The following is a 15,045-nucleotide window of genomic DNA, read 5'->3' as shown; positions in this document are numbered from 1 at the left end:
GCACCACCCGGGGGAGACCAGTGAAGAGCGTTTCGGTGTCCAACGCTGGTCAGTCGTCGGCGAACGACCCCGGTCCGGATGGTGCCACCGATTCTTCCTCGCCCGGTCTGCTCCGGCGGCTCGTCGCGCCGGAGCGCCTGTACCTCGCGGCTCTGGGTCTGACCGGCCTGGCGGCGGTCGTGTCGGTGACCCTGCCCGCCGCCGAGCGCGGTGAACTCTCCGCGAACATGGTCAGCGCCACGCTGGGTGCGGCCGTCGGTGGGCTGTCGCTGGACACCTTTCTGTTGTCGCGTCCGGCGGGTTGGGTCTTCTCCCGTGGGCGGGCGTGGGTCCTCGCGATGTTCGTGGCCTCGGTGCTTCTCTCCGCCGTCGCCGCCGCGCTGCTGACGGCGCTGAGTGGAATCGGCGGCTACCTGGTCGGTGTGGGCTCCGCCGTGGGTCTGACGATCTTCAACACAGTCTCGTCGATCGCGTTGCGCCAGCGGGGTTTCCTGGCCGTCTACTCGATGCGTGCCGCGAGCGGCGCGGTCCTCGTCGGCGGCTACCTGGTGCTCTTCGCCACCGGGCACCTCGACGGCGGCCTGTGGAGTGTCGTCTGGCTCGCCGTCCAGTGGGTCAGCGCGTTCGCCGTGTGCGCCCTGGTGCTGGGAATGGTCAGGCGGGTCGGGCCCACGCCCGCGCCCACGGCCGAGGCTCTGGACTACCGCTCCGACCTGCGGGCGGTCGGCAACCTGCACACCGGGATCTTCGCGCAGATGATGACGCTGCGGTTCAACCAGATTCTGGTGGCCAGGTTCGTCGGAGCCGGGCCGCTCGGCGTGTACGCCCTGGCGGTCGCGGCGTTGGAATTCGCACAGGCCGGTGCCGTGGTGCGCGCTCAGCGGATTCTCGCCGACCGGAACGTCGACCCCTCGGCACACCGGGCCGGGCCGGTCGTCCGGTCGGCGGTTCCGGTGGCCCTGGCCGCCGTGGCCGCACTGGCCGTGCTGGGCTTCCTGCGACCGGAGTACCGGCTCGCCTGGATCCTCGGGCTGTGCCTCCTGCCGGGGACGCTTGCCGCCGCGGCCGGCAAGACCTGGAGTTCTGTGCTGTTGAAGAAGCGGGGAGAGAGAGCGACGACTGTCGCGGCGGTCATCACCCTGGTCGTCGCGCTCGTCGCCTACTTCGCGGTCATCCCGGTGGCCGGGGTGATCGGGGCAGCGCTCGCCTCGTCGCTCGCCTACGCCGTACACGCCTTCATCTCCCGTGCGAGCCTGCGACAGTCGCGGCCGCGAACCCCTGGGACGGTATGAGTTGGATGTCTCGATTGTGGTCCTCGCCTGGGAGGACTACGACCGCACACGCGCCTGCGTCCTGTCGTTGCCCCGCGAGGCGGAGATCATCGTTGTCGACAACGGCAGCTCGGACGACATCCGGCAGGCGCTCGACGAGTTCTGCGCCCAGCAGGGCGTCCGCTACGTCCAGTCCGGCTCGAACCTGGGTTACGCGCGGGGGATGAACCTGGGCGTCCGGCACACCACCAGGGCGAACGTCATCCTGTCGAACAACGACATCCTCGTGCACGAGGGGGCCGTGGAGCGCCTGCTGCGGGCACTCGACGATCCTGCGGTGGGTGCCGCCTTCCCCGGTGTCGTCACCCCGTCCGGCGTCGCCCAGACCGAGGGCGGCCGCTTCCTGAGCGTTCCCGTCGGGCTCGCCCACGCCACCGGACTGAGCATGGTCCTGCCCAACCTGCGGATCATCGCTGAGCCGGCGAAGGCGGACTGGCTGACCGGGCCGTTCGTGGCACTGCGTCGGAGCACACTCGACGCGATCGGCGGCGTCGACGAGACGTCGTTCTTCTACGGCGAGGACATGCGCCTGTGCTGGGCGGTGCAGCAACGGGGCTTGCGCCTGGCGTACGTGCCCGATGCGGTGATCATGCACGAGGACGACGCCACCGCCCGGCGGCGCTGGACCGAGGAGGAAATCTCCCAGCGGCGGACGCGTGAGTTCATCCGCGCCACCCGGCAGCTGGCCGGTCGACGGGGGCAGATCGCCAGCACGGCCTTCGTGGTCGGGGTTCTGCTGCGGGCCGCCGTCGGACCGAATCCGGTACGGCGGGCGATCGCACGGGGCGCCATCGAGGGACTGCGTACCCGATGAAGGTGCTGTTCGTCTGCACCACGGGCGGGTCGGGCCGACGCCAGTTCGGCGGCGCGGAGCGGATCCTGACGCAGATCATTCCCGCACACGCCCGGACCGGCGTCGACGTCGTCGCCGCCACCTCCGACGACGAGGTGGGCGCCTCCCTACGGGACTCCGGAGTCCCGTGGGTCGACCTCAGCGCCACCCGTCGGGTCGACCTGGGGTACGCCCGTTCGCTCAGGCGTCTCGTCGAGGAGGTCAAACCGGACGTGGTGTGTGCGCATTTGCTGTCCGCGGCGATGCACTCGCGGGCCGCCCTGGCCACCGAGCGCCCCGGCACCCCACTGGTGGTCACCATGCACACCAGCCTGTGGCAGTTCCTCGACACGGCGCCATCGGTGAAGCGCAGGGCGAGCATCCAGTCCAACATCACGCTCGACCTCGTCATGCGTCGGCTACGTCCGCACGCGAGCGTGGCCGTGTCGCAGTTCGAGGCCGACGAGCTGCGCAACCGTGGCCGTGTCCGGAACGTCCACCTGATCCCCAATCCCCTTCCGGCGGCCTGGCCCGCTCCGGCGCCGACGCCGCACAGGTCCCGGCGGACCGTGGTGGGATATCTGGGCCGGCTGGAGCCGGAGAAGGGCGTCGACCTGATACCCGAGGTCGCGTCGATCATGACGGACACCGACTTCAGGGTCGCCGGCAGCGGGGCACTGGCCCTGGCCGCCCGACCGAACGTGGAGACTGTCGGCCGGGTCGACGCCGCCGACTTCCTGCGCCAGATCGACTGCCTCGTCGTCCCCTCCCGGGTCGAGGCCTTCGGCCTGAGCGCCCTCGAGGCGCTGTCCCTTGGCGTACCGGTGGTCCATTCCGGGGTGGGAGGTCTCGCCGAGGTCACCCGGCACGCAGCCGGAACGCTGGCATTCCAGAGCGCCCTCACCCCGTCGTCGATCGCCGCCGCGATCCGCCAGGCCGTCACGGCGACCACCGTCGAGCAGCGGCGCGCCGTCGCGGACCGGTACGCGAAGGAGTACGCCTTCGACCGGTGCGTCCAGCGGTGGCAGAGCCTGTACCGGTCACTCCTCACGAGGAACGCAAAATGATCTTCCAGAAGTACCTGACCGTCGGACTCTGGGTGGCCGCGGCCGCCGTCGTCGTACCCATCTTCGTGGTCAACCCGGCAGCCGGAGTGGTGGCGGCGTTCGCGGCCGTCGCGGTCATCGCGGCGCGGTCCGCCCTGTGGCTCGCGGTGTGTTCCGCCGCGTGGGCACTCGTCTTCCTCGCGGTGATCACGGTTCCAGGCCCCTACGACTCCCCGGCCGGCCGCGCCGTGATCCCGGTGCTCGGGGTCTTCGTCGGCTGCTTCCTCGCCGCCTGGTACGCCGGTCGGTGGCTGGCCGGCCGTGGTCGGCCCGCCGTCGCCGAGCCGCCGAAGGCGCAGCCACTGTGGTGGATCCAACCGGCGGGCCGGGACCGGGCCTTTGACCCCGCGATCGTCGAGGCGAGCCGGCAGCCGCGCCCCACGCTGCGGTGGCCGTCGGACCGGCGCCTCACGGGCTTTCTGCTCGTCGTGCTGGCCATCGCGATCGTCGGGGGGGCGCTGAAGTTCCACGGTGCGGTACCTCCGCTCTTCGCCGACAACCCGGACGTCGCCCGCGCCGAACTCGGCCTCCGGTCGAACATCGTCGTGGGTCTGCTCGCCGAGGCCTGGACGCTCGGCATGGCGATCTCTCTCCTGCGGGTCCTCAACGGCAGGTCCGAGGCCCGCTGGCGGTACCTGCTCCTGGTCGTGGTCTTCACGTTCGGGGCGGCACTCGGAGCCAGCAAGAACTCGGTCCTGGTCGGGATCGTCCCGGCGCTCGTCGCGGCGCTCTCCACGCGACGCGAGTCGGGCGGCATGAGTGTCCGGCAGCGGCAGATCGCCGCCCTGGTCGTGGTCCTGGTCGGCCTCGGCGTAGTGGGCGGCGCCGTCTACCTGGGCGGTCAGCGCACCCTGGCCGGCACCGGCACCTTCGAGGACCAGTTCCGGGCCCAGTACGGCGGCAACCCGATCTCCACGAGTGTGGGGTCCCTCGACCTGTCGCTCAGTTCGTCGGTGGAGACGTTCGGCCGGCTCTGGGAGCACCGGGACGAGTACGAGCCAGCGTGGGGTCGATACTCGCTGACCTTCACCGGCTCGGTCGGCGAGCGACTTCTCGGGCCGGTCGACCTGTACCAGATCACCGGTGGGCTCAGCCAGCCGTTCTACATGAACACCGCGACCTTCGTGGCGGTGCCACTGATGGACTTCGGACCGGTCGGCGCGGCAGTGGCCCTGGTCCTCACCGGGCTGGTCGTCGGCTTCGCCGAACGTCGGCTCAGCGAGGTCCCCAGCCCGGCGCACCACATCGGGCGCGCGTTCCTCATCTACTACGCCACCTTCGGCGTCTACGAGTTCTATCCGGTCATCCAGCCGTTCTGGCTGTCTCTCGTGCCCGGGATCATCGCGTTCTACCTGGTCAGCAATCCGTCCAGGTTGGCGCTGCCGGCCTGGCCCAAGCTGGTGATGCCGACGTGGAAACGCTGACCGTCGTCACGGTGCTCTACCGGTCCGCCGGCATGCTCACCGAGACGCTGCCGACCTGGGTACGAAGTGCCGACGGCCTGCCGGTGCGGTTTCTCTTCGCCGACAACTCGCCGGAGGACGGCGGCCAGAAGGTCATCGCCGACCACCTGGACGACGACCGCTACGAGTACCTGCCCGACGCCGCGAATCCGGGCTTCGCGATCGGCTGCAACCGGGCGGTGGCGCGTACGACGACGAGCCACGTCCTGTTGCTGAATCCGGACGTCTGGCTGCCCGAGGGCGCCCTGGCGACGATCTGCGCGGCCATCGCCGAGGCGCCCGACGTCCCCATCGCGGTCGGCCTGTCGATGCACGGCGGCGAGTACGTCGGCATCGACCTGAATCCGATCTCGCTGTTCATCGACCGGCCGGCCACGGCGTCCAGAGGCCCGCTGGGCCCGTCGGGCGGCGCGGCCGTCTTCCCGGTCGAGCTGTTCCAACGGTTCGGGGGCTTCTACGAGCACCTGTTCGCCTGGGGTGAGGACGCCGACCTCGCCTTCCGCCTCTACGCGTCCGGGGTGCGCACCCGCCGACTGGAGCTGATGCTGCCGCACGCGGGCGGCCACAGCGTGCAGGGCGATCACACGTTGCAGGCGTTCCGCGCCTACCTGCTGGCCCGCAACCGGCTCCTGGTCGCGGCCCGCACCTTCACCCGGCCAATGATGATGGTCGCGATGCCGGTGCTGGCCCTGGCGCACCTCGCGCTCGCCGTCCGCCGTGTGCGTCAGGGCCTGCTGCGCCCGTTCCTGCGCGGGGTGGGCGAAGGCCTTCGGGGTGCGCCGCGCGCCCGCCGCCAGTGGCCGGGCGAGCGGTTCGGCTTCGCCACCCTGCTCAGCTACCTGACAGTTCGGAGAGCGTGATGACAGGACGACGCTGGAGTGTCGTGACGGTCACCTACAACTCGGCGCAGACGCTGCGCGAGTGCTGGCGGGGCGAAACCAGACCGTACGAGTGGGTCGTCGTCGACAACTGTTCCTCCGACGACTCGGCGGCGGTGGCCGAGAGGTTGGGCGCCCGGGTCATCCGGCTACCGGAGAACGTCGGCTTCTCCCGGGCCAACAACATCGGGCTGCGTCAGGTCTCGGGCGAGTACGTCCTGTTCGCCAACCCGGATCTGGAGATCAACCCGACCGAGGGGTTCGACGTCCTTCAGGCACACCTCGACACGCACGGCGGCCTGGCAGCGCCGCAACTGCTCTCCTCGGACGGCGTCCCGCAGCCCAACGGCCGCGGCTTTCCCTACGCCACCGCCAAACTGGGCAACCGGAAGGTCTGGCCGCTGTCCCGGTTGCACGCGTCGTACCGGTTGACGGCCGCTCCCGGCGGGGCGATCTGGGTGGCCTGGGTCATGGGCGCCGCGGTCGCCGCACGGACCCGGGACTTCGTCGACCTGGGCGGCTGGAACGAGCGGTTCTTCCTCTACTACGAGGACCACGAGTTGGGTCTGCGCGCCTGGCGCAACGGACTCCAGGTGGCACTGCTCGGCGACGTCCGGTGGACCCACCACTGGGGCCGGGCGACGAACTCGTTCCGCTGGTCCCGGGCCCACACACTGGAGCTGCGCAGCGCCCGGACGTTCTTCGGCATGTTCCCGGAGTTCCTGACCGGACTGCCGCCGGCGCCGCGCCGGCACCGTCAGGCGGCACGGATGATCGGCTCCGCGGTGCCGAACGGCCGCTGAGAGCGGCAGCGAATGCTGACGGCGATGACGAGAGGGGCTCCGATGGCAGTGACGACCACCGGCGGTCCGCTCCCCTCCGCGACGCCGCCGGACGTCCGCGACCGGGTCGCGCGGCTCGGCCGCACCTTCGTACGCGGCATCTGGTTCTTCCCGGCCCTGCTCGCCGTCCTGCTGGCGCTGCCGACCGTCCTTCAGATCAGCGGCTCGTCGATAGGCGTCTACCAGTCGATGCTCTACGGCTCACAGCCCGACGCGAACCTGCTGATCAATGATCCACAGTCGATCCGGTCGGACGAGTGGATCGTGAACACCCAGTTGACCATCGCGCAGGACGCCGCGGGTTACCCCCGGATCAACCCGAACGTCGGGCAGGGCGCGGACGTCTCCCTGGTCCTGGATGTGCCGTACAAGGACTGGTCGGCGGCTTTCCGGCCGCACAACCTGGCGTTCCTGGTGCTGCCGCTCGACCACGCCTTCGCGTTCAAGTGGTGGGTCATGGCGGTGCTGCTCATCCTGAGTGGCTACTTCTTCGTACTGGTGCTGATGCCGGGCCAGCGCTGGCTCGCGGCCGGACTGTCGTTGACGCTTCTCTTCAGCCCGTTCGTGCAGTGGTGGTACCAGTACATCACCGTCGGGCCTCTGTACTACGCGTTGTTCATCGCGACGGTGTTCGTCCTCATGCTGCGGTCGTCCCGGCTGCTCGCCACCGTCGCCTGGGCGGCGCTGCTGGCGTACCTGCTCACCTGTTTCGCTCTCGTCCTCTATCCGCCCTTCCAGATCCCCTGCGCCCTGGCGCTTGCCGCGTTCTGCCTGGGGCATCTCGTCGAGCGGCACGTCGCGCCGCATGGCCCTCTGCGGCGTCACCTGCTCCTCGTCGCGATGTCGATCCTGGTCGCGGGCATCCTGATCGGCCTGTTCGTCGCCACCCGGCTGGAGGCGGTCAACGCGGTCCTGCACACCGCCTACCCGGGTCAGCGGCTCACCCGCAGTGGGGGGTTCGACCTGGCCCACCTGTTCTCCGGACACACCAGCCTGGGCCTGGAGTCCAGCCGCTCGGCCGCCCAGTACACCATCCCCGAGAAGGGCCTGACCAACCAGAGCGAGAACTCCAACTTCCTGCTCGTCCTGCCGTACCTGACCGTGCCGTGTCTCTACCTGCTGTACCGGTCACACCGGAGCGGACGCGTCGTCGACTGGCCCCTGCTGCTGGTCAACCTCGCGTTCCTGGGGGCGCTCGCCTGGCTGTTCGTGTCCCATCTTGACGCGTGGGGCAGGCTGCTGTTCCTGGACCGGGTGCCGCACACGCGGCTGCTCATCGGCATCGGCCTGCTCAACTTCATCGGGATGGCGCTGATCGTCCGACTGCTCCGCGACCAACGGTCGGCGCTGCCGGCTCGTACCGTCGTCATCGGCTACACGCTCGCGCTGCTGCTCGTCCAGGCCCTGCTCAGCCTGCACGTGGTGCGGGCCTTCCCCGGTTTTCTGGACCTCGGCGGCTTCGTCCTGTCGCTCGTCCCGGTGCCGTTGGTGGTGTATCTGGCGCTACGAGGCCGCTTCACCTGGGCCACGTCGGTCCTGCTGGCCTTCTCGGTAGCCATGACGGCCTTCATCCACCCGCTCTACCGAGGCACGGCCATCCTGACCCAGACACCGCTGTCCCGGTCCATCAGGGCCATCGCCGCCGACGATCCGGATGCCAGGTGGGCGGCCGAGGTGGGCATCGTCCAGAACTTCGCCGCCATGAACGGCGCCCCGTCCCTGTCCGGCGTCTTCGCGTACCCACAGTCGCAGCTCTGGCGGGCCGCCGCCGCGCAGGGCCAGCAGGAGTACGTCGTCAACCGCTACGCGCACGTCTGGTTCACGTTCGACCGGAATCCGGCCGTGATGGTGACGACCACCTTCACCCTCACGGCGGCGGACCACTTCCTGGTGAACACCGAGCCGTGCGGTCCCTTCCTCCGGCAGAACCGCGTCAAGTACCTCGTGACGGGCACCGAGATCAACGAGTCGTGCCTGAAGCTGAGGGCCACGATCCGCTATCCGGCCGCCACGTTCCTCATCTACGAGTTCTGGTAGGACAGCAGCCCGGCGCTCAGCTGTTCCGATGCCACAGGTCGCGCAGCGCGTCCCAGTTGCCGCCGATCCCGGACTCGCACGGCGTCTCGAAGTACACCGCGCCCAATCTGTCGTCCCGATCCCACCAGATACCGCACATGACACGCCCGTCACCGGGGTTGCCCGCGTACTCGACGTAACTGCCGGTGGCCCCGCTGGCGCCCCCGGTGGTCCGCGCCCCCTGCCGGATCCCCGGCGAGAGGGTGCCGGCGAGGAAGGCGAGCTGCTCGCGGTAGGCGCGTGCCGCGTCCTTCGTGGTCGTGGACTCGAAGAGCGCGAAGTGGACGAACACATTGCCGTACCTGCAGAAGACGTGCCGTTTCTCGTCCTTCGGCAGCTTCGGGCCACCCGCCTCCCGGTCGGACGCGCAGTCGCCCATCCGGGCGAGCCAGGGCTCGGCGAGCGGCACCAGGTCGGGGTCGAACTTCGCCTTGTTCAAGGCGTACTGGGTCTTCTCGAACAGCGGAGTGGGCTGGCTGGCCGGCGGGCGGGCCTCGGGCGGCGTGTCGCCACCGCGGGCGCCGCCGCCGAGGAACCCGGCGCCGGCGGCCAGCACGGCGGTCAGGATGATGCCGCCCACCCACAGACCTGTTCTACTGCGCGGCGGTCGCGCCACCGGGGCGATCCGCCGACCACCTGAGGTCGAGAGCGGGTCGAACGGCGGGACCGACGGGCCACTGTCGACGTACGCCGGAGACTGTGGTGCGGCGGAGACGGGCGGGGGCGTGGGCGTGGCCGGCGCCGGCGAGGCCGGCGCGGCCGAGACCGGTTGCGGGGCGGCGGACACCGGCTGCGCGGACGCCGACACCGGCTGACCGGAGACCGGGGACATGTGCACCGCCCACGGGAGCTGCGGCTTCTCCGACACCAGCTCGGGGGTCTGGGACTGCGGCGGCCCGCTGGCCTGCTGCGGCACACCGGACACCGGCGGGGTGGGTGGCGCGGACGAGGGCGGGGCCGAGGTGGGCGGCGCGGAGACCGGCAGGTCGGGCACCGGCTGGTAGTCCATGCCGAGGCTCTGGAAGAGCCGCTGTGGCGCGTGCCCCTCCTCGGCCCGGTAGGCGACCCACGGGTGGGCGGCGGTCAGGTCGGCGTCGGCGTAGCGGTGACCGCCGGCCGCCTGGGCCAGGGCGTTGGCCGCGTTGCCGAAGGCCACCCGCCAGCGCTCGTCGGACGCGGCGACCCCGTCCAACACGGCCACGGTGGCGAACTGCCCCTGCCCGTCCACTGCGGCCCAGGCCTTCCCAACCTGACACGCGCCCAACATGTGGGTGTACCTGTACGGGCTCTCCGGCTGCATGCCACTCCTTAGCTCAACCGCCGTGGATCCTACAGAGGTGGCGCCATCTCAGCGCCCCGCCGGTCGGCGGAGCGACAGGTGGTGGGACGGGCGGACCCTTGCCCCCTGAAAGTTTTCATGCATAGAGTCACGCCGTGAATGAAGGAGCGTCGGTCGAGCAGGTGCTGGACCTGTTCGACGGAGTGCGACTCACCCCCACCCAGCGGCGGATCGCCCACTGCCTCGTGCAGCACGCGCCGGCCGTGGCGTACCTGTCGGCGGCCGAGGTCGCCGAACTGGCCGGGGTCAGCCAGCCGTCGGTCACCCGGTTCGCCGTCGCGCTCGGGCACGACGGCTACCCGGCGCTGCGCCGTCGGCTGCGCGACCTGACCGCCGCCGCCGGCCGGCCGGCGGACGCCGGCAACGAACTCCAGCAGGCGGTACGCGCCGAGATGGGCAACCTGGACCGGCTGGCCGGACAGCTCGCCGACCGGGACCGGATCGCCGAGACCGGTCGGCTGCTCGCCGCCAGCCGCCCGCTGCCGGTGCTCGGCCTGCGCGCCGCCGCGCCGCTGGCCGCGTACTTCGCCTACTTCGCCGCAAAGGTGCACCCCGACGTGCGGGTCCTCGACGACAGCGGCAGCCTGCTCACCGACCGCCTGGAGCAGGCCGCAGAGGCCGGCGCGTCCGCCCTGCTCGCCTTCGTGCTGCCCCGCTATCCCCGGGAGACGCTTGACGCGCTGCGCGAGGCACGCGCCGCCGGGCTGACCGTGGTGGCGATCACCGACTCGCCGGTCAGTCCGGCCACCGAGCACGCCGACGTGGTGCTGCCCGCGGCGGTCGGCGCGCAACTCGTCTTCGACCTGCACACCGCCCCGATGACCCTGGCCATGGTGCTGTTGCAGGCGATCTGCGACGCCGCGCCGGCCGACACCCAACGCCGACTGGAGGCGTTCGAAGCCTCCGCGGCCCGCCGACAGTTGTTCCTCGGATGACCGGAGGAGACCAGAGATGACCCAGCCCGTCCGTGCCGCACGGGGCAGCCAGCTCACCGCCCGGGGCTGGCCGCAGGAGGCCGCCCTGCGGATGCTGATGAACAACCTCGACCCCGAGGTGGCCGAACGCCCCGACGACCTGGTCGTCTACGGGGGCACCGGCAGGGCCGCGCGGGACTGGCCGTCGTACCACGCGTTGGTCCGTACGCTCACCGACCTGCGCGAGGACGAGACGATGCTTGTGCAGTCGGGTCGCCCGGTCGGGGTCATGCGCACGCACGAGTGGGCGCCCCGGGTGCTGCTGGCCAACTCGAACCTGGTCGGTGACTGGGCGACCTGGCCGGAGTTCCGCCGTCTCGAACAGCTCGGCCTGACCATGTACGGGCAGATGACCGCCGGTTCGTGGATCTACATCGGCACCCAGGGCATCCTCCAGGGCACCTACGAGACGTTCGCGGCGGTCGCCGCGAAGCGGTTCTCGGGGACGCTCGCGGGCACTCTGACGCTGACCGCCGGCTGCGGCGGGATGGGCGGCGCGCAACCGCTCGCGGTCACCATGAACGACGGCGTCTGCCTGATCGTGGACGTGGACCGGACCCGCCTGGACCGCCGGGTGCACGACCGCTACCTGGACGAGGTCGCGGACTCCCTCGACGACGCGGTCGAGCGGGTCCTCGCGGCGAAGCGGGACCGGCGGGCGTTGAGCGTCGGCGTGGTCGGTAATGCCGCCGAGGTCTTTCCCGAGCTGCTCGGCCGGGGCGTCGAGATCGACATCGTGACCGACCAGACCAGCGCGCACGACCCGCTGGCGTACCTGCCGGTGGGGGTGGAGCTGGCCGACGCCCGCGACTACGCGGCCGCGAAGCCGGCCGAGTTCACCGACCGGGCCCGGGCGTCGATGGCGAGGCACGTCGAGGCGATGGTCGGCTTCCTCGACGCCGGCGCCGAGGTGTTCGACTACGGCAACTCGATCCGGGGCGAGGCACAGCTCGGCGGCTACCAGCGCGCCTTCGACTTCCCCGGTTTCGTGCCCGCGTACATCCGGCCGCTGTTCTGCGAGGGCAGGGGCCCGTTCCGGTGGGCGGCGCTCTCCGGCGACCCGGCCGACATCGCCGCCACCGACCGGGCCGTCCTGGAGCTGTTCCCGGAGAACGAGTCGCTGGCCCGGTGGATCAGGCTGGCCGGTGAGCGGGTCGCCTTCCAGGGCCTGCCGGCCCGGATCTGCTGGCTCGGCCAGGGCGAGCGGGACCGGGCGGGTGTGCGGTTCAACGACATGGTCGCCTCCGGTGAACTCTCCGCCCCGGTCGTCATCGGCCGGGACCACCTGGACACCGGCAGCGTCGCCAGCCCGTACCGGGAGACCGAGGGGATGGCCGACGGCTCCGACGCGATCGCCGACTGGCCGCTGCTCAACGCGCTTGTCAACACGGCCAGCGGGGCCTCCTGGGTGTCCATCCACCACGGCGGCGGTGTCGGCATCGGACGGTCGATCCACGCCGGGCAGGTCTGCGTGGCCGACGGCACCGCCCTGGCCGGGCAGAAGATCGAGCGGGTGCTCACCAACGACCCGGCGATGGGCGTCATCCGGCACGTCGACGCCGGCTACGACATCGCCCGCGACGTCGCCACGCGTACCGGGGTCCGGGTGCCGATGGCGGAGGGTGGCGCCGCGTGAGCGACGACCTGTCGAGCCGTTTCCGGGCGCTGTGGGACGAGATCGCGCCGGTCGGGCGGGACGCCGCCAGCGGCGGCTACCTGCGGTACGCCCTGACCGGGACCGAGCTGGAGTTGCGCGCCTGGTTCCGCGCCCAGGCGCAACGGCGGGACCTCCCGGTCACCGGGGACGGCAACGGCAACCTCTTCGCGCACTGGGGCGACCCGGAGGGCTCCGACGCGGTGCTGACCGGCAGTCACTTCGACTCGGTGCCACACGGCGGGGCGTACGACGGGCCGCTCGGCATCGTCAGCGCGTTCCTCGCCGTGGACGAGCTGCGCGCCGCGGGCGTCACCCCGACCCGGCCGCTGGTGCTCGCCGCGTTCGTGGAGGAGGAGGGGGCGCGCTTCGGCGTACCGTGTCTGGGGTCGCGGCTGCTCACCGGCGCGCTGGATGCCGACCGCGCGGCCGGCCTGCGCGACGCGGCCGGGGTCAGCTTCGCCGAAGCGCTGGGCGACCGGCCGGCGGGCGCCCGCCCGGAGCTGCTGGGCCGGTTCGGCGCCTTCGTGGAGCTGCACGTCGAGCAGGGCCGCGCGCTTGTCGACGCGGATGCGCCGGTCGGGGTGGCGAGCGCGATCTGGCCGCACGGCCGCTGGCGCTTCGACGTGGTAGGCGAGGGCAACCACGCGGGTACCACCCGGATGGCCGACCGCCGCGACCCGATGCTCACCTACGCGTTCACGGTGCTGGCCGCCAACAAGGAGGCCCGGCTGCGCGGCGCGCACGCCACAGTCGGCCGGGTCGCCGTGGAACCCAACGCCACAAACGCCATCCCGTCGAAGGTGACCGGCTGGCTGGACGCGCGCGCCGCCGACCCGGAGACGCTGACCGGGCTGGTCGACGCGGTGCGCGGCAAGCTCGCCGAGCGGGCCCGCCGCGACGGTACGGAGGTGACAGTCACCGAGGAGTCGGTGACCCCGCTGGTCGCCTTCGACGGTGGGCTGGCCAAGCGGCTGGCCACGCTGCTCGGCGCCCCGGTGCTTCCCACCGGCGCGGGGCACGACGCCGGGGTGCTCGCCGCGCACCTGCCCACCGCGATGCTCTTCGTGCGCAACCCGACCGGGGTGTCGCACTCCCCCTTCGAGGCGGCGACCGACGACGACTGCGCCGCCGGGGTGCGCGCGCTCGCCCGCGTGCTGGAGGAGCTGACATGCCGCTGACCCCGACGCGCTGGCTCGCCGAGTACGCCTGGCTGCCCGAGCACGCCGAACCCACGCCCGACGTGCTGATCGAGGTCGAGGACGGCCGGATCAGCGCGGTGACGCCGCTGACTCCCGGGAGCCGGCCACCGGCCGGGGTGGCGGTGTACGCCGACGCCGTGCCGCTTCCCGGCCTGACCCTGCCCGGGCTGGCCAACGCGCACTCGCACGCGTTCCACCGGGCGCTGCGGGGGCGTACCCACGGCGGCCGGGGTGACTTCTTCAGCTGGCGCGACCGGATGTACGCCGTCGCGGACCGGCTGGACCCGGACACCTACCTCGCCCTGGCGCGCGCCGTCTACGCCGAGATGGCCCTCGCGGGCATCACAGGCGTCGGCGAGTTCCACTACCTGCACCACCGGCCCGACGGCGGCGCGTACGACGACCCGAACGCGATGGGCGCGGCGCTTGTCGAGGCCGCCGCGCACGCCGGGATCCGGCTCACCCTGCTGGACACCTGCTACCTGAGCGCGGGGGTGGACGGGCGACCCCTCGCCGGGCCGCAGCGGCGCTTCGGTGACGGGGACGCGGCGCGGTGGGCCGAGCGGGCGACGGCGTTGCAGCCCACGGACGCGCACGCCCGGGTCGGCGCGGCCGTGCACTCGGTGCGGGCGGTCCCCGCCGACCAGCTCCGCACGGTCGCCGACTGGGCCCGCGACCGGCAGGCGCCCCTGCACGTGCACCTCTCCGAGCAGCCCGCCGAGAACGACGAGTGCCGGGCCGTGCACGGGCGTACCCCCACCGCCCTGCTCGCCGAACACGGCGTCCTCGGGCCGGACACCACAGCCGTGCACGCCACCCACCCGTCAAGCGCCGACATCACGGTGCTCGCCGACAGTCGGACCGGGGTGTGCCTCTGCCCGACCACCGAACGCGACCTCGCCGACGGCATCGGCCCGGCCCGGCTCATGGCCGACGCGGGCATCCGGCTGAGCCTGGGCAGCGACAGTCACGCGGTCGTCGACCTGTTCGAGGAGGCCCGGGCGGTGGAGTTGGACGAGCGGCTGCGTACCCGCCGGCGCGGCCACTTCAGCACCGTCGACCTGCTGACCGCCGCCAGCGCCACCGGGCACGCGGCGCTGGGCTGGGCCGACGCCGGGCGGATCGCCGTCGGCGCCCGTGCCGACCTGGTGACGGTACGGCTGGACAGCGCCCGCACCGCCGGGGTCCCGCCGGTCGGCGTGTTCTTCGCGGCCGGGGCGGCGGACGTCGACCAGGTCGTCGTGGACGGTCGGGTGGTGGTGGCCGAGGGCCGGCACCTGAGCGTCGACGTGCCGGCCGAGCTGGCGGCGTCGATCGAGGCGGTGACTCCCCGGTGAGCGCGAGGAGC

At 71.9% G+C, this 15,045-nt stretch carries 12 protein-coding genes; 11 read left to right on the top strand and 1 reads right to left on the bottom strand.

The features are described 5' to 3' along the window. The first annotated feature begins 35 nt into the window (after nucleotides 1-35). The 7 genes from FHG89_RS06655 to FHG89_RS06625 are packed head-to-tail and all read left to right on the top strand — an operon-like array spanning nucleotide 36 to nucleotide 8,489. Nucleotides 36-1,292 carry a hypothetical protein gene (locus FHG89_RS06655; RefSeq protein ID WP_244295208.1) on the top strand — a complete coding sequence of 419 codons (1,257 nt, stop codon included), beginning with the start codon at nucleotides 36-38 and terminating at the stop codon, nucleotides 1,290-1,292. 1 nt (nucleotide 1,293) lies between these two features. After that, the gene (locus FHG89_RS06650) at nucleotides 1,294-2,145 is read left to right on the top strand and encodes a glycosyltransferase family 2 protein (protein WP_139583477.1); all 852 of its coding nucleotides are present in this window, start codon (nucleotides 1,294-1,296) and stop codon (nucleotides 2,143-2,145) included. Continuing rightward, nucleotides 2,142-3,230 carry a glycosyltransferase family 4 protein gene (locus FHG89_RS06645; protein ID WP_139583476.1) on the top strand — a complete coding sequence of 363 codons (1,089 nt, stop codon included), beginning with the start codon at nucleotides 2,142-2,144 and terminating at the stop codon, nucleotides 3,228-3,230. The genes FHG89_RS06650 and FHG89_RS06645 overlap by 4 nt, the downstream gene beginning before the upstream one ends. Further along, nucleotides 3,227-4,693: a hypothetical protein gene (locus FHG89_RS06640; protein WP_139583475.1), complete on the top strand. Its 1,467-nt coding sequence runs from the start codon at nucleotides 3,227-3,229 to the stop codon at nucleotides 4,691-4,693. The genes FHG89_RS06645 and FHG89_RS06640 overlap by 4 nt, the downstream gene beginning before the upstream one ends. After that, nucleotides 4,681-5,592 (top strand): glycosyltransferase family 2 protein, encoded by a 912-nt coding sequence (locus tag FHG89_RS06635; RefSeq protein WP_244295207.1) that lies wholly within the window; start codon nucleotides 4,681-4,683, stop codon nucleotides 5,590-5,592. Before FHG89_RS06640 ends, FHG89_RS06635 begins: the two co-directional genes overlap by 13 nt. Beyond that, the gene (locus FHG89_RS06630) at nucleotides 5,592-6,413 is read left to right on the top strand and encodes a glycosyltransferase family 2 protein (protein WP_139583474.1); all 822 of its coding nucleotides are present in this window, start codon (nucleotides 5,592-5,594) and stop codon (nucleotides 6,411-6,413) included. The genes FHG89_RS06635 and FHG89_RS06630 overlap by 1 nt, the downstream gene beginning before the upstream one ends. A 42-nt stretch (nucleotides 6,414-6,455) precedes the next feature. Next, nucleotides 6,456-8,489 (top strand): DUF7657 domain-containing protein, encoded by a 2,034-nt coding sequence (locus FHG89_RS06625; protein WP_139583473.1) that lies wholly within the window; start codon nucleotides 6,456-6,458, stop codon nucleotides 8,487-8,489. A gap of 16 nt (nucleotides 8,490-8,505) precedes the next feature. Here FHG89_RS06625 and FHG89_RS06620 read toward each other — a convergent pair whose 3' ends face one another. Continuing rightward, on the bottom strand, nucleotides 8,506-9,828 hold the full coding sequence (locus tag FHG89_RS06620) for a hypothetical protein (RefSeq protein WP_139583472.1): 1,323 nt from the start codon (nucleotides 9,826-9,828) through the stop codon (nucleotides 8,506-8,508). Between the two features lie 134 nt (nucleotides 9,829-9,962). Between FHG89_RS06620 and FHG89_RS06615 the strand changes: the two genes are divergently transcribed. The 4 genes from FHG89_RS06615 to FHG89_RS06600 are packed head-to-tail and all read left to right on the top strand — an operon-like array spanning nucleotide 9,963 to nucleotide 15,034. Continuing rightward, complete coding sequence (locus tag FHG89_RS06615) at nucleotides 9,963-10,802, top strand: MurR/RpiR family transcriptional regulator (protein WP_139583471.1); 840 nt, start codon at nucleotides 9,963-9,965, stop codon at nucleotides 10,800-10,802. Nucleotides 10,803-10,818: 16 nt separating this feature from the next. Beyond that, nucleotides 10,819-12,477, top strand: a complete 1,659-nt coding sequence (gene hutU, locus FHG89_RS06610; RefSeq protein ID WP_139583470.1) for a urocanate hydratase — start codon at nucleotides 10,819-10,821, stop codon at nucleotides 12,475-12,477. Then, nucleotides 12,474-13,676 carry an allantoate amidohydrolase gene (locus FHG89_RS06605; protein ID WP_139583469.1) on the top strand — a complete coding sequence of 401 codons (1,203 nt, stop codon included), beginning with the start codon at nucleotides 12,474-12,476 and terminating at the stop codon, nucleotides 13,674-13,676. The genes hutU and FHG89_RS06605 overlap by 4 nt, the downstream gene beginning before the upstream one ends. Further along, nucleotides 13,667-15,034 carry a formimidoylglutamate deiminase gene (locus tag FHG89_RS06600; RefSeq protein WP_139583468.1) on the top strand — a complete coding sequence of 456 codons (1,368 nt, stop codon included), beginning with the start codon at nucleotides 13,667-13,669 and terminating at the stop codon, nucleotides 15,032-15,034. The genes FHG89_RS06605 and FHG89_RS06600 overlap by 10 nt, the downstream gene beginning before the upstream one ends. The last annotated feature ends 11 nt before the right edge of the window (nucleotides 15,035-15,045 follow it).

It is taken from the genome of Micromonospora orduensis, from assembly GCF_006228125.1.
Taxonomy (GTDB): domain Bacteria; phylum Actinomycetota; class Actinomycetes; order Mycobacteriales; family Micromonosporaceae; genus Micromonospora; species Micromonospora orduensis.
Note: the sequence above shows the minus strand (reverse complement) of the source record. Positions and strands in the feature narration are given on the sequence as shown.

What these genes read in the sequence shown, in the direction of transcription:
- FHG89_RS06645 (WP_139583476.1), top strand. Translation starts at nt 2,142, where the DNA reads ATGAAGGTGCTGTTCGTCTGCACCACGGGCGGGTCGGGCCGACGCCAG.
- FHG89_RS06640 (WP_139583475.1), top strand. Translation starts at nt 3,227, where the DNA reads ATGATCTTCCAGAAGTACCTGACCGTCGGACTCTGGGTGGCCGCGGCC.
- FHG89_RS06630 (WP_139583474.1), top strand. Translation starts at nt 5,592, where the DNA reads ATGACAGGACGACGCTGGAGTGTCGTGACGGTCACCTACAACTCGGCG.
- FHG89_RS06625 (WP_139583473.1), top strand. Translation starts at nt 6,456, where the DNA reads ATGGCAGTGACGACCACCGGCGGTCCGCTCCCCTCCGCGACGCCGCCG.
- FHG89_RS06620 (WP_139583472.1), bottom strand. Translation starts at nt 9,828, where the DNA reads ATGCAGCCGGAGAGCCCGTACAGGTACACCCACATGTTGGGCGCGTGT.
- hutU (WP_139583470.1), top strand. Translation starts at nt 10,819, where the DNA reads ATGACCCAGCCCGTCCGTGCCGCACGGGGCAGCCAGCTCACCGCCCGG.
- FHG89_RS06600 (WP_139583468.1), top strand. Translation starts at nt 13,667, where the DNA reads ATGCCGCTGACCCCGACGCGCTGGCTCGCCGAGTACGCCTGGCTGCCC.